At 58.6% G+C, this 25,382-nt stretch carries 25 protein-coding genes; 15 read left to right on the forward strand and 10 right to left on the reverse strand.

The annotated features are described in order from the left end of the window. The first annotated feature begins 50 nt into the window (after window positions 1-50). The 6 genes from ACM6JQ_RS01290 to trpE all read left to right on the forward strand — a co-directional run bounded on the left by ACM6JQ_RS01290 (window position 51) and on the right by trpE (window position 6,735). Window positions 51-1,298, forward strand: a complete 1,248-nt coding sequence (locus tag ACM6JQ_RS01290) for an ABC transporter permease (protein ID WP_007910155.1) — start codon at window positions 51-53, stop codon at window positions 1,296-1,298. Between the two features lie 12 nt (window positions 1,299-1,310). Continuing rightward, window positions 1,311-2,135, forward strand: a complete 825-nt coding sequence (locus ACM6JQ_RS01295) for an ABC transporter permease (RefSeq protein WP_007910157.1) — start codon at window positions 1,311-1,313, stop codon at window positions 2,133-2,135. A gap of 294 nt (window positions 2,136-2,429) precedes the next feature. After that, entirely contained in the window at window positions 2,430-3,578 is a 1,149-nt protein-coding gene (locus ACM6JQ_RS01300) for an iron-containing alcohol dehydrogenase (protein ID WP_007918817.1), read from the forward strand. 114 nt (window positions 3,579-3,692) lie between these two features. Next, window positions 3,693-4,367, forward strand: a complete 675-nt coding sequence (gene rpe / locus ACM6JQ_RS01305) for a ribulose-phosphate 3-epimerase (protein WP_258603886.1) — start codon at window positions 3,693-3,695, stop codon at window positions 4,365-4,367. After that, window positions 4,364-5,182 carry a phosphoglycolate phosphatase gene (locus ACM6JQ_RS01310; RefSeq protein ID WP_095112703.1) on the forward strand — a complete coding sequence of 273 codons (819 nt, stop codon included), beginning with the start codon at window positions 4,364-4,366 and terminating at the stop codon, window positions 5,180-5,182. The genes rpe and ACM6JQ_RS01310 overlap by 4 nt, the downstream gene beginning before the upstream one ends. A gap of 71 nt (window positions 5,183-5,253) precedes the next feature. Further along, window positions 5,254-6,735 carry an anthranilate synthase component I gene (gene trpE / locus ACM6JQ_RS01315; protein ID WP_414893111.1) on the forward strand — a complete coding sequence of 494 codons (1,482 nt, stop codon included), beginning with the start codon at window positions 5,254-5,256 and terminating at the stop codon, window positions 6,733-6,735. Window positions 6,736-6,908: 173 nt separating this feature from the next. Here the strand turns inward: trpE and estP are convergent, their stop codons facing one another. Further along, complete coding sequence (gene estP, locus ACM6JQ_RS01320; protein ID WP_414893112.1) at window positions 6,909-8,816, reverse strand: esterase EstP; 1,908 nt, start codon at window positions 8,814-8,816, stop codon at window positions 6,909-6,911. A gap of 408 nt (window positions 8,817-9,224) precedes the next feature. On the opposite strand from estP, the gene ACM6JQ_RS01325 reads away from it, so the two are divergent. The 4 genes from ACM6JQ_RS01325 (at window position 9,225) to ACM6JQ_RS01340 (ending at window position 12,547) form a co-directional block, all read left to right on the forward strand. After that, a complete protein-coding gene (locus tag ACM6JQ_RS01325; protein ID WP_007918806.1) occupies window positions 9,225-9,818 on the forward strand; it encodes an aminodeoxychorismate/anthranilate synthase component II in 594 nt (197 codons plus the stop codon). A 9-nt stretch (window positions 9,819-9,827) separates the two neighbouring features. After that, window positions 9,828-10,877 (forward strand): anthranilate phosphoribosyltransferase, encoded by a 1,050-nt coding sequence (gene trpD / locus ACM6JQ_RS01330; RefSeq protein ID WP_007918805.1) that lies wholly within the window; start codon window positions 9,828-9,830, stop codon window positions 10,875-10,877. After that, window positions 10,874-11,710: an indole-3-glycerol phosphate synthase TrpC gene (gene trpC, locus ACM6JQ_RS01335; RefSeq protein WP_095112700.1), complete on the forward strand. Its 837-nt coding sequence runs from the start codon at window positions 10,874-10,876 to the stop codon at window positions 11,708-11,710. The genes trpD and trpC overlap by 4 nt, the downstream gene beginning before the upstream one ends. Before the next feature lie 135 nt (window positions 11,711-11,845). Then, on the forward strand, window positions 11,846-12,547 hold the full coding sequence (locus ACM6JQ_RS01340; protein WP_414893113.1) for a biotin/lipoate A/B protein ligase family protein: 702 nt from the start codon (window positions 11,846-11,848) through the stop codon (window positions 12,545-12,547). A 9-nt stretch (window positions 12,548-12,556) separates the two neighbouring features. On the opposite strand, the gene crp is transcribed toward ACM6JQ_RS01340, so the two are convergent. Beyond that, window positions 12,557-13,201, reverse strand: coding sequence for a cAMP-activated global transcriptional regulator CRP (gene crp, locus ACM6JQ_RS01345; RefSeq protein WP_007918881.1), 645 nt, complete (start codon window positions 13,199-13,201; stop codon window positions 12,557-12,559). A gap of 236 nt (window positions 13,202-13,437) precedes the next feature. On the opposite strand from crp, the gene ACM6JQ_RS01350 reads away from it, so the two are divergent. Together ACM6JQ_RS01350 and speD are read left to right on the forward strand one after the other, a co-directional pair. Next, complete coding sequence (locus ACM6JQ_RS01350) at window positions 13,438-13,860, forward strand: OsmC family protein (RefSeq protein ID WP_003228794.1); 423 nt, start codon at window positions 13,438-13,440, stop codon at window positions 13,858-13,860. A 237-nt stretch (window positions 13,861-14,097) separates the two neighbouring features. Beyond that, window positions 14,098-14,892 (forward strand): adenosylmethionine decarboxylase, encoded by a 795-nt coding sequence (gene speD / locus ACM6JQ_RS01355; RefSeq protein ID WP_007918883.1) that lies wholly within the window; start codon window positions 14,098-14,100, stop codon window positions 14,890-14,892. 110 nt (window positions 14,893-15,002) lie between these two features. Here speD and coq7 read toward each other — a convergent pair whose 3' ends face one another. The 6 genes from coq7 to hemJ form a co-directional block, all read right to left on the reverse strand. Then, entirely contained in the window at window positions 15,003-15,650 is a 648-nt protein-coding gene (gene coq7 / locus ACM6JQ_RS01360; RefSeq protein WP_414893114.1) for a 2-polyprenyl-3-methyl-6-methoxy-1,4-benzoquinone monooxygenase, read from the reverse strand. A 200-nt stretch (window positions 15,651-15,850) separates the two neighbouring features. Next, the gene (locus ACM6JQ_RS01365; RefSeq protein WP_003228789.1) at window positions 15,851-16,189 is read right to left on the reverse strand and encodes a histidine triad nucleotide-binding protein; all 339 of its coding nucleotides are present in this window, start codon (window positions 16,187-16,189) and stop codon (window positions 15,851-15,853) included. Between the two features lie 81 nt (window positions 16,190-16,270). After that, window positions 16,271-17,059 (reverse strand): SDR family NAD(P)-dependent oxidoreductase, encoded by a 789-nt coding sequence (locus ACM6JQ_RS01370; RefSeq protein ID WP_042704868.1) that lies wholly within the window; start codon window positions 17,057-17,059, stop codon window positions 16,271-16,273. 61 nt (window positions 17,060-17,120) lie between these two features. Further along, window positions 17,121-18,071 carry a DUF805 domain-containing protein gene (locus tag ACM6JQ_RS01375; protein WP_007918894.1) on the reverse strand — a complete coding sequence of 317 codons (951 nt, stop codon included), beginning with the start codon at window positions 18,069-18,071 and terminating at the stop codon, window positions 17,121-17,123. Between the two features lie 78 nt (window positions 18,072-18,149). Further along, window positions 18,150-19,118 (reverse strand): NAD(P)H-dependent flavin oxidoreductase, encoded by a 969-nt coding sequence (locus tag ACM6JQ_RS01380; RefSeq protein ID WP_095112696.1) that lies wholly within the window; start codon window positions 19,116-19,118, stop codon window positions 18,150-18,152. 33 nt (window positions 19,119-19,151) lie between these two features. Further along, complete coding sequence (gene hemJ, locus ACM6JQ_RS01385) at window positions 19,152-19,580, reverse strand: protoporphyrinogen oxidase HemJ (protein WP_007918898.1); 429 nt, start codon at window positions 19,578-19,580, stop codon at window positions 19,152-19,154. Window positions 19,581-19,713: 133 nt separating this feature from the next. Between hemJ and argC the strand changes: the two genes are divergently transcribed. Together argC and erpA are read left to right on the forward strand one after the other, a co-directional pair. Continuing rightward, window positions 19,714-20,748, forward strand: coding sequence for an N-acetyl-gamma-glutamyl-phosphate reductase (gene argC, locus ACM6JQ_RS01390; RefSeq protein WP_007918900.1), 1,035 nt, complete (start codon window positions 19,714-19,716; stop codon window positions 20,746-20,748). A gap of 168 nt (window positions 20,749-20,916) precedes the next feature. Then, window positions 20,917-21,267 carry an iron-sulfur cluster insertion protein ErpA gene (gene erpA / locus ACM6JQ_RS01395; protein ID WP_007918905.1) on the forward strand — a complete coding sequence of 117 codons (351 nt, stop codon included), beginning with the start codon at window positions 20,917-20,919 and terminating at the stop codon, window positions 21,265-21,267. A gap of 73 nt (window positions 21,268-21,340) precedes the next feature. On the opposite strand, the gene ACM6JQ_RS01400 is transcribed toward erpA, so the two are convergent. After that, a complete protein-coding gene (locus ACM6JQ_RS01400; RefSeq protein WP_095112695.1) occupies window positions 21,341-22,432 on the reverse strand; it encodes an anhydro-N-acetylmuramic acid kinase in 1,092 nt (363 codons plus the stop codon). A gap of 3 nt (window positions 22,433-22,435) precedes the next feature. After that, window positions 22,436-23,854: a peptidoglycan DD-metalloendopeptidase family protein gene (locus ACM6JQ_RS01405; protein ID WP_095112694.1), complete on the reverse strand. Its 1,419-nt coding sequence runs from the start codon at window positions 23,852-23,854 to the stop codon at window positions 22,436-22,438. Window positions 23,855-24,066: 212 nt separating this feature from the next. On the opposite strand from ACM6JQ_RS01405, the gene tyrS reads away from it, so the two are divergent. After that, window positions 24,067-25,266, forward strand: coding sequence for a tyrosine--tRNA ligase (gene tyrS, locus ACM6JQ_RS01410; protein ID WP_007918909.1), 1,200 nt, complete (start codon window positions 24,067-24,069; stop codon window positions 25,264-25,266). Window positions 25,267-25,382: the final 116 nt, after the last annotated feature.

The following is a 25,382-nucleotide window of genomic DNA, read 5'->3' on the forward strand; positions in this document are numbered from 1 at the left end:
GAGGTGGTATTCACCACCTCTGTAACGATCAAAGATTTGCGGAGTACGTCATGGCCATCGCCGTTCCCCTGAACGAGGGCAACAGCCCCACCTTGAAGCAGAAGCTCAAGCGCGCCGAGCGGGTCAACCGCTGGAAGGCTCAAGCGCTGATTGCGCCGCTGGTGCTGTTTCTGTTGCTGGTGTTTCTGGTGCCGATCGTGGCGCTGCTCTACAAAAGCGTCGGCAACCCCGAAGTGGTCGGCGGCATGCCGCGCACCGTGGCGGCCATCGCCAGTTGGGACGGCCGCGGCCTGCCCGCTGAACCGGTCTACAAAGCCGCCGGCGAAGACCTCGCCGAAGCGCGCAAAAACCAGACGCTGGGCGATCTGTCCAAGCGCTTGAACATGGAGTTGGCCGGCTATCGCAGCCTGCTGACCAAAACCGCTCGGGCGCTGCCGTTCGCCAGCGAACCGGCCTCTTATAAAGAAGCGCTGGAAGCACTCGACGAACGTTGGGGCGACCCGGCCTACTGGCAAGCGGTCAAACGCAACACCAGCAGCATCACCCCGTATTACCTGCTGGCGGCAGTCGATCACCGCATCGACGACCTCGGCGAAATCGCCCCGGCCACGCCGGATCAGGCGATCTATCTCGACATCTTCGCCCGCACGTTCTGGATGGGCCTGGTCATCACCGTGATCTGTCTGGTGCTCGCGTATCCACTGGCCTACCTGTTGGCGAACCTGCCATCGCGGCAAAGCAACCTGCTGATGATTCTGGTGCTGCTGCCGTTCTGGACCTCGATCCTGGTGCGCGTCGCCGCGTGGATCGTGCTTCTGCAATCCGGCGGGCTGATCAACAGCGGCCTGATGGCCATGGGCATCATCGATAAACCACTGGAACTGGTGTTCAACCGCACCGGCGTGTACATCTCGATGGTGCACATTCTGCTGCCGTTCATGATTCTGCCGATCTACAGCGTGATGAAAGGCATCTCGCCGACCTACATGCGCGCGGCGATTTCCCTCGGCTGCCATCCGTTCGCCAGTTTCTGGCGGGTGTACTTCCCGCAGACCTACGCCGGTGTTGGCGCCGGTTGCCTGTTGGTGTTCATCCTTGCCATTGGTTACTACATCACCCCGGCGCTGCTCGGCAGCCCGAACGATCAAATGGTCAGCTACTTCGTCGCCTTTTACACCAACACCAGCATCAACTGGGGCATGGCTACTGCGCTGGGCGGGCTGTTGCTGCTGGCGACTGTGGTGCTTTATCTGATTTACAGCTGGCTGGTCGGCGCCAGTCGCCTGCGCCTGAGCTAAGGGGAATTCGAAATGCTGAGTCCTTACATGTCGCCCATCGAACGGGTGTGGTTCTACAGCCTGCGGATTCTCTGCGGCTTGATTCTGTTGTTCCTGATTCTGCCGGTGCTGGTGATCATTCCGCTGTCGTTCAACTCGGGGAGTTTTCTGGTCTATCCGCTGCAGGGTTTCTCGCTGCAGTGGTACCACGACTTCTTCGCCTCGGCGGAATGGATGCGCGCACTGAAGAACAGCATCATTGTTGCCCCGGCGGCGACGGTACTGGCGATGGTCTTCGGTACGCTGGCGGCGATCGGTCTTACTCGCGGTGACTTCCCCGGTAAAGCGCTGGTGATGGCGCTGGTGATTTCGCCGATGGTGGTGCCGGTGGTGATCATTGGTGTGGCGAGTTATCTGTTTTTTGCGCCGCTGGGTTTGGGTAACAGCTTCTTCTCGCTGATCGTGGTGCACGCGGTGTTGGGTGTGCCGTTTGTGATCATCACGGTGTCGGCGACGTTGCAGGGGTTTAATCACAATCTGGTGCGGGCGGCGGCGAGTCTCGGTGCATCGCCCTTGACCGCGTTCCGTCGGGTGACCTTGCCGCTGATTGCGCCGGGGGTGATTTCCGGGGCGCTGTTTGCCTTTGCGACGTCGTTTGATGAGGTGGTGGTGACGCTGTTTCTTGCGGGACCTGAGCAGGCGACGTTGCCTCGGCAAATGTTCAGCGGGATTCGCGAGAACCTCAGCCCGACGATTGCGGCTGCTGCTACGTTGCTGATTGCTTTCTCGGTCATCTTGTTGCTGACCCTGGAATGGCTGCGTGGTCGTAGCGAAAAACTGCGGACTGCTCAGGTTTAAGGGCCAGATCAAAAGCTTACCCCCTCACCCCAGCCCTCTCCCCCAGGGGGGCGAGGGGGAAAGGGAGCAGATCTTCATGGCTTTCGAGGCCTGAGTTCGACTCGGTATTTCAGGTCGGTGTACTTCGAGATTACAACGCGGTCAGTCCCCTCTCCCTCGGGGAGAGGGCTAGGGTGAGGGGCTCTTGCTCTTGCTCTCGCCTGCGAGGGGACATTCACCAGATGAATAGCAGACAACCCCAAATCCCCAGCTAATCTTGTGCCCAGCTCCCACATCTATAAGAGGCTGCGCACGATGAGTCTGTCCCAGTTCAAAATCGCTCACAAACTGATCACCGGCGCCGCTGCCATCGAGCAACTGGCCGCCGAACTCACACGCCTCGACATCGACAACCCATTGATCGTCACCGATGCCGCGCTGGTCAAATCCGGCACGGTAGAGCTGGCGCTGGTGCAACTCGGTGGTCGCGACTACGAGATTTTTGACCGCGTTTTGCCAGACCCGGAAATTGCCATCGTCGAAGACTGCATGCGCGTTTACCGTGAGGGCGGGCATGACGGCTTGATCGGTCTCGGTGGTGGCAGTGCCATCGACATCGCCAAAAGCGTCGCCGCCTACGCCGGTTACCACGGCGCGCTGGAGGACCTGTTCGGCGTCGACCAGGTGCCGCGCAAAGGCCCGCCGCTGATCGCCATCCCGACCACCGCCGGCACCGGTTCCGAAGTTACCAACGTCGCGATCCTCTCGGACAAAGTCGCGCAGTTGAAGAAAGGCATCGTCAGCGACTTTCTATTACCGGACGTGGCGCTGGTCAGCCCGCAGATGACCTTGACCTGTCCACGCAGCGTCACCGCCGCCAGTGGTGTCGACGCGCTGGTGCACGCCATCGAATCCTATCTGTCGGTGAATGCCTCGCCGATCACCGACTCGCTGGCCATCGGCGCCATCAAGCTGATCGCCAACGCGTTGCCCAAGGCCTACGCCAACGGCACCAACCTGCAAGCCCGCGAAGACATGGCCACCGCCAGCCTGATGGCCGGCATGGCGTTCGGCAATGCCGGGGTCGGCGCGGTGCATGCGCTGGCGTATCCGCTGGGCGGGCGTTTCAATATTGCCCATGGCGTCAGCAATGCCTTGCTGCTGCCGTATGTCATGACCTGGAACAAAATGGCCTGCGTTGAACGCATGCAGGATATCGCCGAAGCCATGGGGGTGAAGACCGCTCATCTGAGTGCCGCCGAAGCAGCGGACAAAGCCGTGCAGGCGATGAGCGATCTGTGCGCAGCCGTGGAAATCCCGGCCGGGCTGCGTAGTTTCGGCGTGCCGGAAGAAGCGATCCCGGCGATGGCCGTGGAAGCGGCGGGCATTGAGCGGCTGATGCGCAACAATCCGCGCAAACTCAGCGCTGGGGACATCGAGAAGATCTACCGCGCGGCGTATTGAGTCAGCGCCCGTCCTCCGTCATGGCACAACCCAATCATCGCGGTCACGGTGCGCGCTTGGAAACTTGAGGTATACAATGCGCGCCATCGTGATTTAGCTCAGAAAAGGTGCGTCATGCAGCCCTTCGTAATTGCTCCGTCGATTCTCTCCGCCGACTTCGCCCGCCTCGGCGAGGAAGTAGACAACGTTCTTGCCGCTGGCGCCGACTTCGTCCACTTCGACGTCATGGACAACCACTACGTGCCAAACCTGACCATCGGTCCGATGGTCTGCGCGGCATTGCGCAAGTACGGCGTCACCGCGCCGATCGATGCGCACCTGATGGTCAGCCCGGTGGATCGTATCGTTGGCGACTTCATCGAAGCCGGCGCCACCTACATCACCTTCCACCCGGAAGCCACGCTGCACGTTGATCGTTCGCTGCAACTGATCCGTGAAGGCGGCTGCAAATCCGGTCTGGTGTTCAACCCGGCGACGCCGCTGGACGTGCTCAAGTACGTGATCGACAAGGTCGATATGGTCTTGCTGATGAGCGTCAACCCAGGCTTCGGCGGGCAGAAATTCATTCCCGGCACCCTCGACAAACTGCGCGAAGCGCGAGCGATCATCGATGCCTCGGGCCGTGACATCCGTCTGGAAATCGACGGCGGCGTCAACGTCAACAACATCCGCGAAATCGCCGCTGCGGGCGCTGACACCTTTGTTGCCGGCTCGGCGATCTTCAATGCGCCGAACTATCAGGAAGTCATCGACAAGATGCGCTCCGAACTGGCGCTGGCGCGCCTATGAGCGGGTTTGAGCAGCTGTTCCCGGGGAAACTGCCACGGCTGGTGATGTTCGATCTGGATGGCACACTGATCGACTCGGTTCCAGACCTGGCAGCGGCGGTGGACACCATGCTGCTCTCACTTGGCCGCCAACCTGCGGGCATCGAATCGGTGCGCGAGTGGGTGGGCAACGGCGCGCCGGTACTGGTGCGCCGTGCGTTGGCCGGTGGCATCGATCATTCGGCGGTGGATGACGTTGAGGCCGAGCATGCACTGGAAGTGTTCATGCAAGCCTACGGCGCCAGCCATGAGCTGACCGTGGTCTATCCCGGCGTGCGCGACACCCTCAAATGGCTGCACAAGCAGGGCGTGGCCATGGCGCTGATCACCAACAAGCCGGAGCGCTTCGTCGCGCCGTTGCTGGATCAGATGAAAATCGGCCGCTACTTCAAGTGGATCATTGGCGGCGATACCTTGCCGCAGAAGAAACCGGATCCAGCCGCGCTGTTTTTTGTAATGAAAATGGCCAACATCCCGGCCTCGCAATCGTTGTTCGTCGGTGACTCGCGCAGCGATGTACTGGCAGCGAAAGCGGCGGGGGTCAAATGCGTGGCGTTGAGTTACGGCTACAACCATGGCCGACCGATTGCCGAAGAATCGCCGGCGCTGGTGATCGACGATCTGCGCAAGCTAATTCCCGGTTGCCTCGGTTCGGCCGCTGAGATAACGTTGCCCGACGCTGCTCAATCCCATTCTGGAAACGCCATCGTGGTGGTCACTCGCAAACTCTGGATGAAAGTCATCAAGGCCCTGGCCCGCTGGCGTTGGCGCGCCTGACTTGTTCCTGGCCGGCCTGCCGGCGCGTTTGCATACCTGACTGATTTGCCCCTCACACCACGAGGCACCTTATGATCCGCGAAGAATTCCTGCGCTTGGCCGCTGACGGCTACAACCGCATTCCGTTGGCCTGCGAAACCCTGGCCGACTTCGACACGCCGCTGTCGATCTACCTGAAACTGGCCGACCAGCCCAACTCCTACCTGCTTGAATCGGTGCAGGGCGGCGAGAAGTGGGGCCGTTACTCGATCATCGGCCTGCCGTGCCGCACCGTGCTGCGGGTTCACGACCATCACGTCAGCATCACCGTTGATGGCGTTGAAACCGAAAGCCACGATGTTGAAGACCCGCTGGCCTTCGTTGAAACCTTCAAAGCGCGCTACAACGTGCCGACCATCGCCGGTCTGCCGCGTTTCAACGGTGGTCTGGTCGGTTACTTCGGTTATGACTGCGTACGTTATGTCGAGAAGCGCTTGGGCAAATGCCCGAACCCGGATCCGCTGGGTGTGCCGGACATTCTGCTGATGGTCTCCGACGCGGTCGTGGTGTTCGATAACCTCGCCGGCAAGATGCACGCGATCGTCCTGGCCGACCCTGCGCAGGCGGATGCCTTCGAACAAGGTCAGGCGCAATTGCAGGCATTGCTGGAAAAACTGCGTCAGCCGATCACCCCGCGCCGTGGCCTGGATTTCAGCAAGCAGCAGGCGGCTGATCCGGTATTCCGTTCCAGTTTCACTCAGGACGATTACGAAAAAGCCGTCGACACCATCAAGGAATACATCCTGGCCGGTGACTGCATGCAGGTCGTGCCGTCGCAACGCATGTCGATCGACTTCAAGGCTGCACCCATCGATCTGTACCGCGCCCTGCGTTGCTTCAACCCGACGCCTTACATGTACTTCTTCAATTTCGGCGACTTCCACGTCGTTGGCAGTTCGCCGGAAGTGCTGGTGCGGGTTGAAGACAATCTGATCACCGTGCGCCCGATTGCCGGTACTCGCCCACGTGGCGCCACCGAAGAAGCCGATGTGGCGCTGGAAGAAGATCTGCTGTCGGACGACAAAGAGATCGCCGAGCACTTGATGCTGATCGATCTGGGCCGTAACGATACCGGTCGTGTTTCGGAAATCGGCTCGGTGAAGCTCACCGAGAAAATGGTCATCGAACGTTATTCCAATGTGATGCACATCGTCTCCAACGTTACCGGCCAGTTGAAGGCCGGGTTGACGGCGATGGACGCACTGCGGGCGATTCTGCCGGCGGGCACCTTGTCGGGTGCGCCGAAGATTCGCGCGATGGAAATCATCGACGAACTGGAGCCGGTCAAGCGTGGTGTGTACGGTGGCGCGGTCGGTTATTTCGCCTGGAACGGCAACATGGACACTGCAATCGCGATTCGCACGGCGGTGATCAAGAACGGCGAGCTGCACGTGCAGGCCGGTGGCGGCATCGTTGCCGACTCGGTGCCGGCGCTGGAATGGGAAGAAACCCTGAACAAACGCCGTGCGATGTTCCGCGCCGTCGCCCTGGCCGAGCAAACCCCGGAAAGCTGAGCCAACACAAAACCCTTGTAGGAGTGAGCCTGCTCGCGATAGCGGATTAACATTCAACGGATTTGTTGAGTGAATCACCGCAATCGCGAGCAGGCTCACTCCTGCATTTTGATCTGTGTTCGGCAATAAAAAAGCGGCGCCTGCGAGGGCGCCGCTTTTTTTGTGCCAGGGGTTTAAAAGTCCAGCACTACCCCGACGTTAACGCCCTGCTGGGTAAAATCATCATCCTTGCGCAACGAATAACCGCCACGCAGCGCCAGATCCGCCGTGAGTTTGTGGCTCACACCCAGACTCAAGCGGTTCAAATGACTTTGCGGCGTATAGCCCTCAAGTGTGAAGTCGTTGGCCGGCAAGGTATTGAGCGCGATGTTGACCTTTTGTACGTCATCTTCGTATTCACGCTCGTGGGCGTATTCGCCGAACACTTGGGTTTGCGGAGTAATGTTGTACTTGCCCTGCAAGCCCAGCCCCAGGCGTTTCGAGTCGCGGGTCTGATCATCGAAGGTCAGCGCCGTGGCGCGATTGCTCTTCTCGGAGTAGCCATCGACATCAACGCTGGCGTAATCGGCGCTGACGAATGGTGACAGGTGCCACTCGCTGCCCGGCTGGGCAATGTCGTAACCGACACGCGCGCTGAAGGCCCAGAGGCTGCCGTCAGTGTCGCCTTTCTCCGCACCTTCGCTGGCGCCCAGATCAAACTTGCGCTTGAGGTTGTCGTAGTCGAGTTTGCCACCGGTCAACGCCGCGTCAGCCCACCAGCGGTTTTGCTGGTACTGGGCAAATGCCGTGGCCATGTAGCTGTTGAGTTTGTAGTCCGAATCGTTATGACCGGCCTCCAGATTCTGCCGGTAGAAACCGCCCGCCACACCAACGCGCCAGGCTTCATTCAAGCGATAGCTGCCACCGACGTTGAGGTTGTATCCGCTGCCATCAGCGCTGGCGCCGCTGCTTTGGCTGTCGACATCCAGATGCTGGCCGCCCGCCGAGACAATGGCGCGCCATTGACCGACCGCTTGCCAATTCTCCCAATCCGCCTGCCATTGGTTGCGCAGTTCATCCTGATGCGCGCGCACTGTGGCGTGGGCCATTTCTGGTAGCAGCGTCAGTTCCCACGGCGCGGCGAGCAGGGAGTAGGCGTAATCGGAGATCAGTTTTTGTCCGGCCTCGGTTGGATGCACGCCGTCGTTGTAGATCAGCTTGCTCGGATCGGGTGTCGCGCTGTTGATCCCGTAACGGGCGTTCTCGGTGCAGCTATTGCCGCTGAAGCAGGTCGCGGTCAGGTTCTGATCGGTCGCGAGGCCAAAGCGCCCAGGATCGGCGAACACTTCCGAGAGCAGTACCGGAATGTTCAGCGGAATGATTTCGGCGTTGATGCCTTGCAGGCGTGTGACCAACTGACTGTTGAACTGGGTGGCGAGTTGACTGCTGAAGGTTTGCAGTGGCGTACCGTTGATCGCTGGCGTCAGGCCAACATCAGGCAACAGCCAGACCATCACGTATTTGGCACCGGCGGTTTGCAGGGTTTGCACGCTGTCGGCCAGCCGGTCGGCGGCGGCGTTGGCTTGCGGCAGGCTGAGAATTCGTCCTTGCAGGAAGTCGTTACCGCCGCCGGAAATGTAATACAGCGCATTCGGGTCGGCGCGGAAGCCGTTTGAGGGCAGGTAACCGGCACGGGTGCGTTCACCGGTGGCGGATTGCGTCGTGATCGAGTCGAGGATCTGGTCGGTGCGATAACCGCCAACCGCCCAGTTGTTGCCGTCCGGCTGGCCGTTTTCGGCGCGCACGGCGGAGCTGGAAGAGGCTGTCTGGTCTGGCGAAAAGCCAAGGCGTCCGCCGAGCAACTGCGTGGAGTTCAATGAATACAGTTCCCCGCTGCCATCCTGATACACCGGCCCGGTCCGGTTGGTGTAACGCTCGGTGGAGCCGGCCGGTCCGCCAGTGTCGGTGAAGGTGCCGGCATCATTGAGGCTGTCGCCAAACACAATGAAACTGGAATAAGGATTGGGCGCTGCGTTGGCCTGGGTGCAGGCCAGTGCGAGCAGGCAGCCGGCCAGCGGTACAAACAACGTCTGTTTGATCATGAGCAAGTCCGTTTATTTATTGTTGTAGGTGAACGAAACGACAGTACCAAAAACTCCCGGCGTTTTGCCATCGGTCGCGAATCCTCCCCTGGATTTATTCCCCAAAGCCCCGGCCATATTGCACGCCCCGCCCAGCTAAGTTACTGTGCTGGAACGTATGAACGAGACCTTCCCCGTGTTGATCACCAGCAAACTTCTGGATCAAGTCATCAAGGCACACGCCCGCTGGCGTTGGCGCGCCTGAATCTTTTCTGCCGGCCCCGCCGGATCTGTATCGCTTTGCCTTCCTTGCCTGTTTGAAATGCCGCTGTGCCGCCGCGTCTATCTGCGTCCGACATCGTGCAGCGCCCTGCGGGCAAGTGATCTGAAGGCTGTTTTCAAATCAGAATTCAAGAGGTTCGAAACGCCATGTTGCTGATGATCGACAACTACGACTCCTTTACTTACAACGTTGTGCAATACCTTGGCGAATTGGGTGCCGACGTCAAAGTCGTGCGCAACGACGAATTGACCGTCGCCGAAATCGAAGCACTCAAGCCTGAGCGCATCGTGGTGTCCCCAGGCCCGTGCACGCCGACCGAGGCCGGTATCTCCATCGAAGCCATCAAGCACTTTGCCGGCAAACTGCCAATCCTCGGCGTCTGCCTGGGTCACCAGTCCATCGGCCAGGCTTTTGGCGGCGATGTAGTGCGCGCGCGTCAGGTAATGCACGGTAAGACTAGTCCGGTATTCCACGAGGACAAGGGCGTTTTCGCTGGCCTGAACCATCCGCTGACGGTCACCCGTTACCACTCGCTGATCGTCAAGCACGACACGTTGCCCGATTGCCTGGAACTGACCGCATGGACCCAGCACGATGACGGTTCGGTCGACGAAATCATGGGCCTGCGTCACAAGACCCTGAACATTGAGGGCGTACAGTTCCACCCCGAGTCGATCCTGACCGAGCAGGGTCATGAACTGTTTGCCAACTTCCTCAAACAAACCGGCGGCACGCGCTAAGGACTTCCCATGAATATCAAGACAGCCCTGAGCCGTATCGTCGATCACCTCGACCTCAGCACCGATGAGATGCGCGATGTGATGCGCGAAATCATGACCGGCCAATGCACTGACGCGCAGATAGGCGCGTTCATGATGGCCATGCGCATGAAGAGCGAGAGCATCGACGAGATCGTTGGCGCGGTGTCGGTGATGCGTGAGCTGGCCGATCAGGTTGAACTGAAGACCCTCGACGGCGTGGTCGATGTGGTCGGTACCGGCGGTGACGGTGCCAATATCTTCAACGTGTCGACGGCTTCTTCGTTTGTTGTTGCCGCTGCCGGTTGCACTGTCGCCAAGCACGGCAACCGCGCAGTCTCGGGCAAGAGCGGCAGCGCCGACTTGCTCGAAGCTGCCGGCATCTATCTGAACCTGACTCCGGTTCAGGTAGCGCGTTGCATCGACAACGTCGGTATCGGTTTCATGTTCGCCCAGACCCATCACAAAGCCATGAAGTACGCCGCCGGCCCGCGCCGCGATCTCGGCCTGCGTACGCTGTTCAACATGCTCGGCCCGCTTACGAATCCGGCCGGGGTGAAACATCAGGTGGTGGGCGTGTTCACCCAGGCACTGTGCCGGCCATTGGCCGAAGTCTTGCAACGCTTGGGCAGCAAGCATGTGCTGGTGGTGCATTCGAAGGACGGCCTGGACGAGTTCAGTCTCGCCGCACCAACCTTTGTGGCGGAACTGAAGAACAACGAAATCACCGAGTATTGGGTCGAGCCAGAAGATCTCGGCATGAAGAGCCAGAGCCTGCACGGTCTGTCGGTCGAAGGCCCGGAGGCGTCGCTGGCACTGATCCGCGATGCTCTCGGCAAGCGCAAGACCGAAAACGGTCAGAAAGCCGCCGAAATGATTGTGCTCAACGCCGGTGCCGCGCTGTACGCCGCCGACGTGGCGAGTAGTTTGAAACAGGGCGTCGAGCTTGCGCACGACGCCTTGCACACCGGTCTCGCTCGGGAAAAACTTGAGGAGCTGGGTGCCTTTACCGCGGTATTCAGAGTGGAGAATGAGGGATGAGTGTACCGACGGTTCTGGAAAACATTCTGGCGCGTAAAGTCCAGGAAGTCGCCGAGCGTAGCGCTCGCGTCAGCCTGAGCGAGCTGGAAAGTCTGGCCAAGGCGGCCGATGCACCCCGTGGTTTCGCCCAGGCATTGCTGGCGCAGGCGAAGAAGAAGCAGCCTGCGGTGATTGCCGAAATCAAAAAGGCCTCGCCGAGCAAAGGCGTGATTCGCGAGAACTTCGTTCCGGCCGACATCGCCAAAAGCTACGAGAAGGGTGGGGCGACCTGTCTTTCCGTACTGACCGATATCGATTACTTCCAGGGCGCCGATGCGTACCTGCAACAGGCTCGTGCCGCGTGCAGCCTGCCGGTGATCCGCAAGGACTTCATGATTGATCCTTACCAGATCGTTGAAGCCCGTGCGCTGGGCGCCGACTGTGTGCTGTTGATCGTCTCCGCACTGGATGACGTGAAAATGGCCGAGCTGGCCGCCGTCGCCAAAAGCGTCGGTCTCGATGTGCTGGTCGAAGTACACGATGGCGATGAGCTGGAGCGCGCGTTGAAAACCCTCGACACACCACTGGTCGGGGTCAACAACCGCAATCTGCACACCTTCGACGTCAGCCTGGAAACCACCCTCGACCTGCTGCCGCGCATTCCGCGCGATCGTCTGGTCATTACCGAGAGCGGTATTCTCAATCGCGCCGATGTCGAATTGATGGAAATCAGCGACGTCTATTCGTTCCTCGTCGGTGAAGCGTTCATGCGCGCGGAAAATCCGGGCACTGAACTGCAGCGACTGTTCTTCCCGGAGCGTGGCACTTCCATCAGCGGTTCGACCCTCGACTGATTCGCTCCAGACCGAGTCGACGCCATCGCGAGCAGGCTCACTCCTACAGGGGAACGCGTTCCAATTGTAGGAGTGAGCCTGCTCGCGATGAGGTACTTGAAAACCCCAAAGATTCCAGATCTGCCGGAGCCTTCCATGTCGCTGCCAACCCCCCTGACCATCGAAGCCGGCCTGCAAGCCGAACAGGATTTGCTGGCCTCGGTCTGCGCCGGCGACTCTGAATTCGGCCTGCTGTTCTGGCAACCCCGCGATCGCGCCCTGGTCATGCCGCGCCGCCTCAATCGTCTTCCCGGTTTCGACCGTGCCTGCGAAGTCTCTGCCGCCGCTGGCTGGCCGGTGCTCTTGCGCGAAACTGGCGGCGAGCCCGTCCCGCAATCCGCCGCCACAATCAATATCGCACTCGTCTATGCGCCACCGCGCAGAGAAGGCGATCTGAACCGCATCGAAACCGGCTACCACCGTCTCTGCGATCCGATCTGCCAGTTGCTCGACGAGTTGGGTGGCGCATCATCATTGGGCGAAATCGATGGCGCATTCTGCGACGGTCGCTTCAACGTCAACCTCGATGGCCGCAAAATGGTCGGCACGGCCCAGCGCTGGCGCCAAAGCCAGGGCGGACAGCGTCCGGTCGGTCTGGTACACGGTGCGATGCTGATGGATAACGAGCGCGAGTCGATGGTTGCGGCGGTCAATCGCTTCAACGAAGCATGCGGCCTGGAGCAACGGGTGCGGGCTGAAAGCCACATTGCCCTGCATGAGAAATTCAACGCGCCACAGGCCTTGGCGCGTCTCGATGAGTTGTTTCGTCTGATGCTGGCGCAGATCTACAGCGCCTGATATTCGGGCTTACCGCGTACCGTAGACCACCATGGTCTTGCCTTTCACATCGACCAGGTTGCGTTCCTCAAGATCCTTGAGCACGCGACCGACCATCTCCCGCGAACAACCGACAATCCGGCCGATTTCCTGACGGGTCACCTTGATCTGCATGCCGTCCGGGTGCGTCATCGCGTCCGGCTGCTTGCACAACTCCAATAGGCAGCGGGCTACACGACCGGTCACGTCGAAGAACGCCAAGTCGCCAACCTTGCGCGTGGTGTTGCGCAGGCGTTGTGCGATTTGTCCGCTAAGCACGTAAAGAATGTCCGGGTCTTGCTGCGACAATTCGCGGAACTTGGCGTAGCTGATTTCTGCAGTTTCGCATTCAACCTTGGCCCGCACCCAGGCGCTGCGTTCCTGTTCCTGTCCCGCCTGCTCGAACAGGCCCAATTCGCCAAAGAAATCCCCGGCATTAAGGTAAGCGATGATCATCTCGCGGCCGTCGTCATCCTCGATCAGGATTGTCACCGAGCCCTTGATGATGAAGTACAGCGTGTCCGAGCGATCGCCCGCACAGATGATATTGCTTTTGGCCGCATGGCGACGGCGCTGACAATGCATCAACAGCTTGTCGAGGTTCTTGATTTTGGGTGTGGGGGTAATAGCAACCATGGTTGTATCCCGAAAAGACTGCACGGTGATGTTTGATTTTTTTATGAGGCGCTGAAGGCGGTCGCTACACAGCCGGCATGGGCGCCAGCGAATTGGCGCCAGCTTAACAGACACTTCGTCGCAAATTCGAGAAATTACCTACAGGGCAGAAGCATCTGTCCTAGGAACGTGGCTCGCTGTCCGGGCAAAGCCCTGTGCTAAGCTGGCGACCCTTTTTTTACAGTGGAGTCTGGGCGATGAAGGCACGCATCCAATGGGCTGGCGAAGCCATGTTCCTCGGCGAATCCGGTAGCGGTCATGTCGTGGTGATGGACGGTCCGCCGGACGCCGGTGGTCGTAATCTGGGTGTTCGCCCGATGGAAATGCTCCTGCTGGGCGTGGGCGGTTGCAGTAACTTCGACGTGGTCAGCATTCTGAAGAAGTCCCGCCAGGCTGTTGAAAGCTGCGAAGCCTTTCTCGAAGCAGAGCGCGCGACCGAAGATCCGAAGGTGTTCACCAAGATCCACATGCATTTCGTGGTCAAGGGTCGTGGTCTGAAAGAAGCCCAGGTCAAACGCGCGATCGAGCTGTCCGCCGAGAAGTATTGCTCGGCCTCGATCATGCTCGGCGCCGCTGGCGTGGCAATCACTCACGATTACGAAATCGTCGAACTCGGTTGAACCGACATTCAACTATCATAAAAGCAGTGCAGACTCTGGCGATCCCTCGCTGACGTCTGCATAATGCGCCACTTTTTTCAGGGCAGTGATCGGTCAGCCGACGGATCAGCCGCCTGAACAGATAACCAAAATCGCCATCGCGAAGAGGTGTTAACCGTCCTACGCAGGTGCGTTGTTCGCACTTGACGGGCATGCTTGATCACGCGGCCGGGCCGCATACATAGAGAGTTTTTAACGGTGAAAAGCAAACTCAAGCTCCACGGGTTCAATAACCTGACAAAGACCTTGAGCTTCAACATCTATGACATCTGCTACGCGGAAACCCCGCAAGACCAGCAGGCTTACGTTGAGTACATCAATCAAGAGTACAACGCGAAACGCCTGACGCAGATTCTCACAGAAGTTGTCGAGATCATTGGTGCCAACATCCTGAATATTGCCAGTCAGGACTATGAACCTCAGGGCGCCAGCGTCACGATTCTGATTTCTGAAGAGCCGGTAACCCCGACTGAAAGCCAGATCGAAGAATCGCCGGGCCCGTTGCCCGAAATTATCCTGGCCCACCTCGACAAGAGTCATATCACGGTGCACACCTACCCGGAAATCCATCCGGACGACGGTATTGCAACTTTCCGTGTGGACATCGATGTGTCGACTTGTGGTGTCATTTCACCGCTGAAAGCGCTCAATTTCCTCATTCACCAGTTCGATTCGGACATCGTGACTGTGGATTACCGTGTGCGCGGCTTCACCCGTGACGTTGAAGGCAACAAGCACTTCATCGACCACGAGATCAATTCGATCCAGAACTACTTGTCCGAAGACACTCGCGACGCGTACCAGATGACCGACGTGAACGTGTACCAGGAAAACCTGTTCCACACCAAAATGCTGCTGAAGAACTTCGAACTGGATAACTACCTGTTTGGCGACGCCACCAGCAACCTGTCTGCGGAGCAACGCGCTCAGGTGACCGACCGGGTGAAACACGAAATGCTCGAAATCTTCTACGCGCGCAACATGCCGACCTAAGATTCCCGGGCACAAAAAAGGCGACCTTTCGGTCGCCTTTTTCATTCCTGGCACGAACCCCTGTGGGAGCGAGCCTGCTCGCGAAGGTGCCCTCTGCAGCAATACCGTTCTCAGATCCGATAAGTACTCTTGGTCATCACCTTGGCCAGAATACTCATCCCGAATTTCACCGGTGCCGGAAAACGGAACCCACCAGCCTCCAAAGCACTTTCGGCATGATGTTCTTCATCAATGCGCATCTGCTCGAGAATCGCCCGGGATTTCTCGTCCTCGGCCGGCAGTTGTTCCAGATGTTCATTCAGATGTTTGCACACCTGATGCTCGGTCGCCGCGACAAACCCGAGGCTGACCTTGTCGCTGATCAACCCGGCTACCGCGCCAATACCGAACGACAGACCGTAAAACAGTGGATTCAAAACGCTGGTATGGCTGCCCAACTGATGAATGCGCTGTTCGCACCACACCAGATGATCAATCTCTTCTTCGGCCGCGTGCTCCATGGCTGCGCGCACCTGCGGTAGCTTGGCGGTCAGCGCCTGCCCCTGATACAGCGCCTGGGCGCAGACTTCACCGGTATGGTTGATGCGCATCAGACCGGCGACGTGGCGGGTGTCTTCGTCGCTCATTTGCGTATCCGGCTGCAGAATGGCTGGCGACGGACGGTACGGCTGGCCGCTGAAGGGCAGCAGGGTACGCATCGCGGCATCGGCTTGCAGCAGAATACGGTCAATCGGCGAGTAGTGACGTTGGGTAGTCATGCTGACCTCCGGGAAGAATCTCGGCGACCAGTTTAACCGAATCGGCCGAGGAAGGTTTGCGCTGGGTCATCAGTCACACTGGATGTGCTTTTTGCTTTATGTAGGAGCCGCCGAAGGCTGCGATCTTTTGATCTTGTTTTTGATACTCGAAGATCAAAAGATCGCAGCCTTCGGCAGCTCCTACACAGGTTTGCTGGGTATTAGCCCGGTGGCCAGTTCATCTGACGCTGACCGAGGACGTGCATATGAATGTGGTAGACCGTCTGGCCACCCTTCTCGTTGCAGTTCATCACCACGCGGAAACCTTCTTCGCAACCCAGCTCCAGCGCCAGACGCTGTGCAGTGAACAGAATATGCCCGGCCAGTGCCTTGTCGTCTTCGGTCAGGTCATTGAGGGTGCGCACCGGTTTCTTCGGGATCACCAGGAAATGCACCGGTGCCTGAGGGGCGATGTCGTGAAACGCCAGAACCTGGTCGTCTTCGTAAATGATCTTGGCCGGGATCTCCCGGTTGATGATCTTGGTGAACAGAGTATCCACTGCTGTTTTCTCCGTTGTTTGGGCTGGTCTGAGTGTACGCAGGGCGGCTTATCCCGCCCAGTGTTTTACCTGTAGGGCATTTCAGCGCGGGCAGTAAGCCTTGTTGACCATGCCGACAATGGTGCGATTGAGCCAGCGCGAACCGAGTCGCGGCAAAAAGGCGAACCAGCGGTTGCGGCGCCCCGGGATGATGATCGCCCGGTTCTTGTCGAGGGCGCGCACGGTGTACAGCGCAACTTCCTCCGGGCTCATCAGCAATTTGCTGTCTTTGATTTTGTCGCTGTTGAGTTGCGCCGTGCGGAAAAATGCCGTGCGCGTCGGGCCGGGGCAAAGCACCGAAACCTTCACAGCACTTTGCTTGAGTTCTACTCGCAAGGCTTCGGAGAAGTGCAGAACATAGGCTTTGCTGGCGTAATAAGTGCTCATCCACGGGCCGGGATTGAACGCGGCCACCGAAGCAACGTTGAGAATCTGCCCGCCACCCTGCAGCGCCATGCTGTTGCCGATCGCGTGGCACAGGCGGGTGAGGGCGAGGATGTTCACTTCGATCAGGTCCTGCTCGGTCATCCAGTCCTGCGCGAGAAACGGGCCGCAGGTGCCAATGCCTGCACAGTTCACCAGCAAGTCGATCTGCCGGTCGCCTTCTTCCAGCTCCAGCAAGAAACCGGACAAGCGCAGCGGCTCGCCCAGATCGCAGGCGCGGAACAGCACCTCGACGCCAAAACGCTGGGTCAGTTCGATCGCAATGCTTTCCAGCTGATCACGCTGTCGGGCCACCAGAATCAGGCTGCGGCCGCGCCGGGCCAGCGCTTCGGCCATGGCCAAGCCAATGCCGCTGGAAGCGCCGGTGATCAGTGCGTAACGGGTCATGCAATTCTCCATCGCAACAGCTCCGCGCCAGCGACGCGGGTGTCACGGCGGGGAGCGCTGTTCATTCTTTCGCAGAGTCTACAGGGGCCTGCGCCGCTTCGGCTGCTTCGTCGGCGGAATCCACGGGTGATTCGACTTCTACTTCGACTTCATCGGTGGTCACCGAGCCACTTTCGTAGCTGCTTTCCAGGTTGCTTTCGTATTCCTGCTGGATCGCCGAGATCCCGCCCAGCATTCCACCCGCAAAAATCAGCGCGAAGAACACAATCCACAGGGAGCACAGCACTTTTACTGCGGTACTGTTTGCCGGAGGGGGAGGGCCATAGCGATTGGCGCCGGTGTTGCCCGGTACGACCATGATCACCAGCGGGAAGAAGCTGCCCACAAAGGGTACAAGGTTCAATAGCCAGAGCCAGCCCGACCAGCCGATATCGTGCAGACGCTGAACGCTGAACAGAATGCTGACAATCAGGAAAGCGATAAACAGGAAAAACGCGAAGATCCCGCCGATGATCAGGCCGGTAGTGGAATCACCGCTGACCAGCCCCAGAGCCAACAGGGCGAACACGCCGACAATGGGCAATGTCACCAGACTCAGCACCATTGTCCAGGCCAGAAAACGCAGGCGTCCGATCCGCCCTTCGACGCTGAACGGCTTGAGCGTGGCGAACTCCGGCAGATTTTCACCGACGTTGGCGCGAGGTGCCGCGTAAGGCGAGTCAGGTTCGGCAACAACCTGAGCCTGCTCATGGACATCGGCCAGATTCAGCTCAATGGCTGTTTCCGTTTCGATTCGCGCAGCAATCCCGGTTTTGTTCAGAGCCTGCAGGTACGTTTGAGCATCACTGTGGGAGAGTTCGCGCTTGAGTGCGACGACGCTGCCGTTAAAAAGGCGCTCAATCGCGGTCACATCGCTTTTGAACAGATCCGCCAGATTGAGTTTGGCAGTGGTGATATCGACACCGGGCTGTAGAGCACCGTCGAACACGATCTTGTAACGGGGTTCGCTCATGGCCGAGGCATCCTTGTCGCGAATGAATTGAAAGGTCAGCAGTGTAAGGCCAGTCCATTGCGGCCGGCCTGGTTTTTCTTAGCGTGGCCAGCGTTTCGGCAATTGTGCCGCGCGTTCCTGTGCCTGGCGATACTCGGCATCCAGTCGTGCGATCAAATCATCCACGCTCGGCAGATCATCGATCTGCCCTACGCCTTGACCGGCAGACCACACGGTTTTCCAGGCTTTGGCTTCATCACTGATCGGCTTGAGCTTGTCACCAAAATTCACTTCGCCTTTGCCTTGCAGAGCCGCCATATCGAAGCCGGCCGCCTCCAGACTCTGGCGCATAAAACTCGCCGGTACCCCCGACACCGCTGGAGTATGGATGATGTCTGCAGCCTTGGCTGTCAGCAGCATCTCCTTGTAGGCGTCAGGCGCATGACTTTCGGTGGTGCCGATAAATCGCGTACCGAAGTAGGCCAAATCCGCGCCGAGCAGTTGCGCGGCGAGAATCTCATGACCGTGGTTAAGACATCCTGCAAGCAACAGGGTTTTATCGAAGAACTGGCGGATCTCCGCGATCAGCGCGAATGGGCTCCAGGTCCCGGCATGGCCCCCGGCGCCCGCAGCAACGGCGATCAAGCCGTCGACACCGGCCTCGGCCGCTTTCTCTGCATGCCGGCGAGTGGTGACGTCATGGAAGACCAGACCGCCGTAGCTGTGTACCGCATCGACCAATTCCTTTACCGCGCCGAGGCTGGTGATGACGATCGGCACTTTATGTTCGACGCAGATATTCAGGTCCGCCTGCAAGCGCGGGTTGCTGTTGTGCACGATAAGGTTCACTGCATAGGGGGCCGGACTCTCCAGTGTCGCCAGTCCCGCTTCGATCTGTTCCAGCCAGGCCTTGAACCCGCTACTTTCACGCTGGTTCAGCGCCGGGAAGCTGCCAACGACGCCATTACGGCAGCAGGCGAGTACCAGTTCCGGGTTGGAAATCAGAAACATCGGCGCGGCCACCACGGGCAGACGCAGACGTTGTTCGAGCAAAGCGGGCAGCGACATTATGGATACCCCAAAGATCTGTAGTTGTTGAAGTTAGAACGGCTTGACCACGACCAGAATTACGATAGCCAGCAATATCAGAACCGGTACTTCATTGAACCAGCGATAAAAGACATGGCTGCGGGTGTTCTCGCCACGGGCAAAACGTTTTACCTGCGCGCCGCACATGTGGTGGTAGCCGATCAGCAAGACGACAAGGGTCAGCTTGGCGTGAATCCAGCCGCCCATGCTGAAGAGGCTCGGGTTCAGATAGATCAGCCAGCCGCCGAAGATCAGCGTGGCGATCATCGCCGGGCCCATGATGCCGCGATACAGCTTGCGCTCCATGACACTGAAGCGCTCTTTGCTGATCGTGTCTTCGCTTTGCGCGTGATACACGAACAGACGCGGCAAGTAGAACAGCCCGGCAAACCAGCAAACGACGCTGACAATGTGAAACGCTTTTACCCACAGATAGAGCATTTTTAGTTATTCCTAATTCACGGTAAGCCGGATAGTAGAGGCTTGAGCGTCCGCACGTCACCTTGACGGTTGTCGCAGACGTGCGCGGCCCCTATTATCGACGGCTTTCCAGTGGGTTCTTTGAGGGCAGGTTATGGTCAAGGTCGGTATTGTCGGCGGCACGGGGTACACCGGTGTCGAACTGCTGCGTCTGTTGGCGCAGCATCCGCAAGCAGAAGTGGTTGTGATCACTTCCCGATCCGAGGCCGGGCTGGCCGTGGCTGACATGTACCCGAACCTGCGCGGTCACTACGACGGCCTGGCCTTCAGCGTGCCGGACATCAAGACCCTCGGCGCTTGCGACGTGGTGTTCTTCGCCACGCCGCACGGTGTGGCTCACGCATTGGCCGGTGAATTGCTGGCGGCGGGCACCAAGGTCATCGACCTGTCGGCAGACTTCCGTCTGCAAGACGCTGAAGAGTGGGCCAAATGGTACGGCCAGCCGCACGGCGCGCCTGAATTGCTGGACGAGGCGGTTTATGGCCTGCCGGAAGTCAATCGCGAGCAGATCAAGAAAGCTCGCCTGATCGCTGTGCCAGGTTGCTATCCAACCGCGACGCAGCTGGGTTTCCTACCGCTGCTTGAAGCTGGACTGGCCGATACTTCGCGTCTGATCGCCGACTGCAAATCCGGTGTCAGTGGTGCCGGTCGTGGTGCGGCTGTAGGCTCGTTGTACTCCGAGACGTCGGAAAGCATGAAGGCCTATGCGGTAAAGGGTCACCGTCACTTGCCGGAAATTCGCCAAGGTCTGCGTCGCGCAGCGAGTAAGGACGTTGGCCTGACCTTCGTTCCGCACCTGACCCCGATGATCCGTGGCATTCACTCGACGCTCTACGCGACCGTGGTTGATCGCTCGGTGGATCTGCAGGCGCTGTTCGAAAAGCGTTATGCCAACGAACCGTTCGTCGATGTAATGCCTGCCGGCAGCCATCCGGAAACCCGTAGCGTGCGTGGTGCCAACGTTTGCCGTATCGCCGTTCACCGTCCGCAGGATGGCGATCTTGTGGTCGTACTGTCGGTGATCGACAACCTGGTCAAAGGCGCGTCGGGTCAGGCGGTGCAGAACATGAACATTCTGTTCGGGCTGGACGAGCGTTTCGGCCTGTCCCACGCCGGTATGCTGCCGTAACACTTTAAGCCGCACAGCGAAAAGGCCCGTCAAGCGGGCCTTTTTGCATTGTGAACAGCTCGTCGGCTTTATTGATATACCGTAACAATAGTTGACCGATTTTCTAGGACAAGCGGATAATGCGCGTCATCACGCATTATGGCGGCGTAACGCCGGGAGATAGTCAGCATGAGCGTCGAATCCTTCACCCCCACGGCTTTGCAATTCACTCAAGGTGCTGCGCACAAGGTGAAGAGCCTGGTCGATGAAGAGGGGAATGATCGCTTGAAGCTGCGCGTATTCGTTACGGGCGGCGGTTGTTCAGGGTTTCAATATGGTTTCACCTTCGATGAAGACGTGGCCGATGACGACACGATCGTTGAGCGCGAAGGCGTGAGTCTGGTGGTTGATCCGATGAGCTTCCAGTACCTGGCCGGTGCTGAAGTGGATTACCAGGAAGGTCTGGAAGGTTCGCGCTTCGTGATCAAGAACCCGAATGCCACCACAACCTGTGGTTGCGGGTCTTCGTTCTCGATCTGATCGCTCTTCGTTACAGACAACAAAACGCCGCAGAGCCTTACGGTTCTGCGGCGTTTTGCTGTGTGCGAGTTGATCAGGCTGGATAGATGGCGCCAAGTATCCGCAGACCGCGTGCGCCGGTGACGCTTGGGCGGTTGGCGGCGATCCCTTCGAGGCAGCAATGGGCCAGCCATGCGAAAGCCATCGCTTCTACCCAGTCCGGATCAACGCCGTGAGTCTGGGTGCTGGCTACCGTCGTGTTGGGTAGCAGTTCGGCCAAGCGTTTCATCAGTGTGCTGTTGTGTGCGCCGCCGCCGCAGACCAACAACTCTTGGGTGTCGGATTGAGCGCTGTGCAGCGACTCGACGATGGTCAGCGCAGTCAGCTCAAGCAACGTGGCCTGCACGTTTTCCGCAGCGAAGGCTGGGAGCCGTGACAGATGTTGCTCCAGCCATGGCAGGTTGAATACTTCGCGGCCGGTACTTTTTGGGCCCTTGGTAATAAAGAACGGATCGCTGAGCAGTGCTTCCAGCAACATCGGTTCTACCGTACCGGTTTTTGCCCATTCGCCATTACGATCATAGTTTTCACCACGCTGCTGCTGAATCCAGGCGTCCATCAGCACATTCCCAGGGCCGCAGTCGAAACCGGCTACAGGCTTGGTCGGCTCTATCAGACTCAAATTGCTGAAACCGCCGACATTCAAGACGGCCTGATTGCCGGTACGCTCTTTGAACAAAGCTTCATGGAATGCAGGAACCAACGGAGCACCTTGGCCGCCAGCTGCGACATCGCGGCTGCGGAAGTCGCTGACGACAGTGATATCGGTCAGTTCGGTCAGCAGGGCCGGGTTGCCGATCTGCACGGTGAAGCCGCGCGCCGGTTCGTGGCGAATGGTCTGGCCGTGGCTGCCAATCGCTCGAATGTCTTGGGGTTTGAGTTGTTGCTGAGCGAGGAGGGTGTGAATGCCCTGCGCAGCGAGCGTCACCCAGTTCTGTTGGGCAATCGCCGAGCGGGCGATTTCGTCAGGGCCGCTGGCGCACAAGCCGAGCAGCTCGGCGCGCAGGGATTCAGGCATGGGAATGTAGTGCGTGGCGATCAAGTTGATCGCCGAGGACTGTTCGATCAGGGCAATGTCCAGACCGTCGAGGCTGGTTCCGGACATTACGCCGATATACAGGGCCATGACTTAACGCTTGCTCGAAGCCAGCATGGTGGCCTTCTCTTGATCCATGCGTGCCATGAGCGGTTGGCTCTGTGCGAGGAAGCGAGCGCGTTCGGCTTTGGCGATCGGATCGGCCATTGGCAGTTTCTGGCCCAGTGGATCGACGTGAACGCCATTGACCTGGAATTCGTAATGCAAGTGCGGGCCGGTGGACAGGCCGGTAGTGCCGATGTAACCGATCACTTGGCCTTGCTTGACGGTACCGCCGGTTTTCACGCCTTTGGCGAAGCCTTGCATGTGGCCGTAGAGGGTACGGTAAGTGTTGCCGTGCTGAATGATCACGGTGTTGCCGTAACCGCCACGGCGGCCGGCCAGCAGTACTTTACCGTCGCCGGCAGCCTTGATCGGCGTGCCGCGTGGCGCTGCGTAGTCGACACCTTTGTGGGCGCGGATCTTGTTGAGGATCGGGTGCTTGCGGCCCATGGAGAACTTCGAGCTGATGCGGGCGAAGTCCACCGGCGTACGGATGAACGCCTTGCGCATGCTGTTGCCATCAGCGGTGTAGTAGCTGCTGTTGCCTTGCTTGTTGGTGTAACGCACGGCGGTGTAAGTCTTGCCGCGGTTGGTGAAGCGTGCGGACAGGATGGGGCCAGTGCCGACGGCTTTGCCGTTGACCACTTTCTGCTCGTAGATCACGTCGAATTCGTCACCCTGACGGATGTCCTGAGCGAAGTCGACGTCGTAGCCGAAGACACTGGCCATATCCATGGTCAGGCTGTGCGAGAGGCCGGCACGGGCCGCTGATTGCGAGAGTGAGCTATTGATGACGCCGTGCACGTAAGCGGTACGAACGGTTGGTTTTGCGGTAACCCGGTTGAAGGCATAACCCTTGTCATTCTTGGTCAGGGTAATGGTTTCGACGTCGCTGACCTTGCTGTGCAAGCTGGTCAGCTGTCCTTCAGGGTTCAATTCGAATTCGAGTTTTTGGCCGTGTTTAAGCTGGCTGAATTGTTTGGCTTGCTTGTCGCTGGCCAGGACTTCGTGAACGGAGGCGGCAGGCAGGCCGACCTTTTCGAACAGGGTCGACAGCGTATCGCCCTTGGCAACGATGACTTCACGGTGGCCAGGTGACTTTGGCTTTTCGGCGGCTGGCGCAGGTGCTGCTTCGGCGGTTTGCGGGGTGTTTTCGTTACTGTTTTCGATTTGAGCAAACGGCGAAGTTACTGGCTCATTTGTGGCTTGAGTCGCATCAGCTGCGTCTTGATCTTGTGTCAGTTGTTCAGCAGGACTTTCCAGTTCAAGGCTCAGGGTCGTCTTTTTGGCTTCTACATCACTGGAAGGAAATACCAGGAGAGCCAGGCTGAGAAGGGCGGCGATTCCACTTGCGGCGAGCAGGTGGGTCTTCGGGTAAAGCGGAGGCGCTTTAGACGGTTCTGTGGTCATAGGTAATTTTGACTTTGAAAAATGATGAATTGGAAAAGATGAATGACATGATGAAGATGAAATAACTGTATAAAATATAACCAAATCATCTCTGAAGCAAGTCTACAGACAGCACGTCTGTGGATTGGTGTCCGTGCGCCGGGCAAAACTTGTAATTGGTGCGCGATCTTGTATGGTTGGTTCCCTTTGAATCTGAGCCTTGCGGGTCTGTTATGAAGTCGGTTGAAGAGCAGCTAGCGCTGATTAAACGTGGTGCGGAAGAACTGTTGGTCGAGTCCGAGCTGATCGAGAAGCTCAAACGCGGCCAGCCGCTGCGGATCAAGGCTGGTTTTGACCCGACCGCTCCGGATCTGCACCTGGGTCATACCGTGCTTATTAATAAGCTGCGCCAGTTCCAGGAGCTGGGGCATCAGGTAATCTTCCTTATAGGTGACTTCACCGGGATGATCGGTGATCCGAGCGGCAAGAGCGCCACTCGTCCTCCGCTGACTCGTGAGCAGGTTCTGGAAAACGCCGAGACCTACAAGACTCAGGTGTTCAAGATTCTTGATCCGGCGAAAACTGAAGTTGCATTCAACTCCACCTGGATGGATCAGATGGGGCCGGCGGACTTCATTCGTCTGACTTCACAGTACACCGTCGCGCGCATGCTTGAGCGTGATGACTTCGACAAGCGCTACACGACTAACCAGCCAATCGCGATTCACGAGTTTCTCTATCCGCTGGTTCAGGGTTACGACTCGGTGGCCCTGCGCGCGGATGTGGAGTTGGGTGGCACTGATCAGAAGTTCAACTTGCTGATGGGGCGCGAGCTGCAGCGCGGTTATGGTCAAGAGGCTCAATGCATTCTGACCATGCCGCTGCTTGAGGGGCTGGATGGCGTGAAGAAGATGTCCAAGTCATTGGGCAACTACGTCGGCATTCAGGAAGCGCCGGGCGTCATGTACAGCAAGCTGGTTTCGATTCCGGATGCGTTGATGTGGCGTTACTTCGAGCTGCTCAGCTTCCGCTCGATGGATGAGATCAATGCGTTACGTGCCGATGTAGAAGCGGGCGCCAATCCGCGCGACGTCAAAATCAAGCTGGCTGAAGAGATCGTTGCGCGCTTCCATGGTGAAGAGGCAGCGGCCAACGCTCATCGTGCGGCGGGTAACCGTATGAAGGATGGAGAGTTGCCGGATGATCTGCCGGAGGTCGAACTGGCTTCTACTGAAGATATGCCGATCGCGGCTGTCCTTAATAAGGCAGGCCTGGTGAAGAACTCGGCGGCGGCGCGCGATCTGCTGGCGTCTGGTGGGGTGCGCATCGATGGTGAAGTGGTTGATCGCTCCTTTATATATGTACTGGGCGCGACCCACGTTTGCCAGGCAGGCAAGAAGGCATTTGCACGCATCACTCTGAAATCTGAGTGATTCTGAAAATAAGTGTTGACGGCGAATTTTAGATGTCTATAATTCGCCCCACTTCCGGCGCAGTCGAAACGGAAAACTCCTTGAGATTCAATGAGTTATGTAGGTTTCGGCAGCAG

The sequence above is a fragment of the Pseudomonas sp. IT-232MI5 genome, assembly GCF_949767845.1.
In the GTDB taxonomy this organism is placed as follows: domain Bacteria; phylum Pseudomonadota; class Gammaproteobacteria; order Pseudomonadales; family Pseudomonadaceae; genus Aquipseudomonas.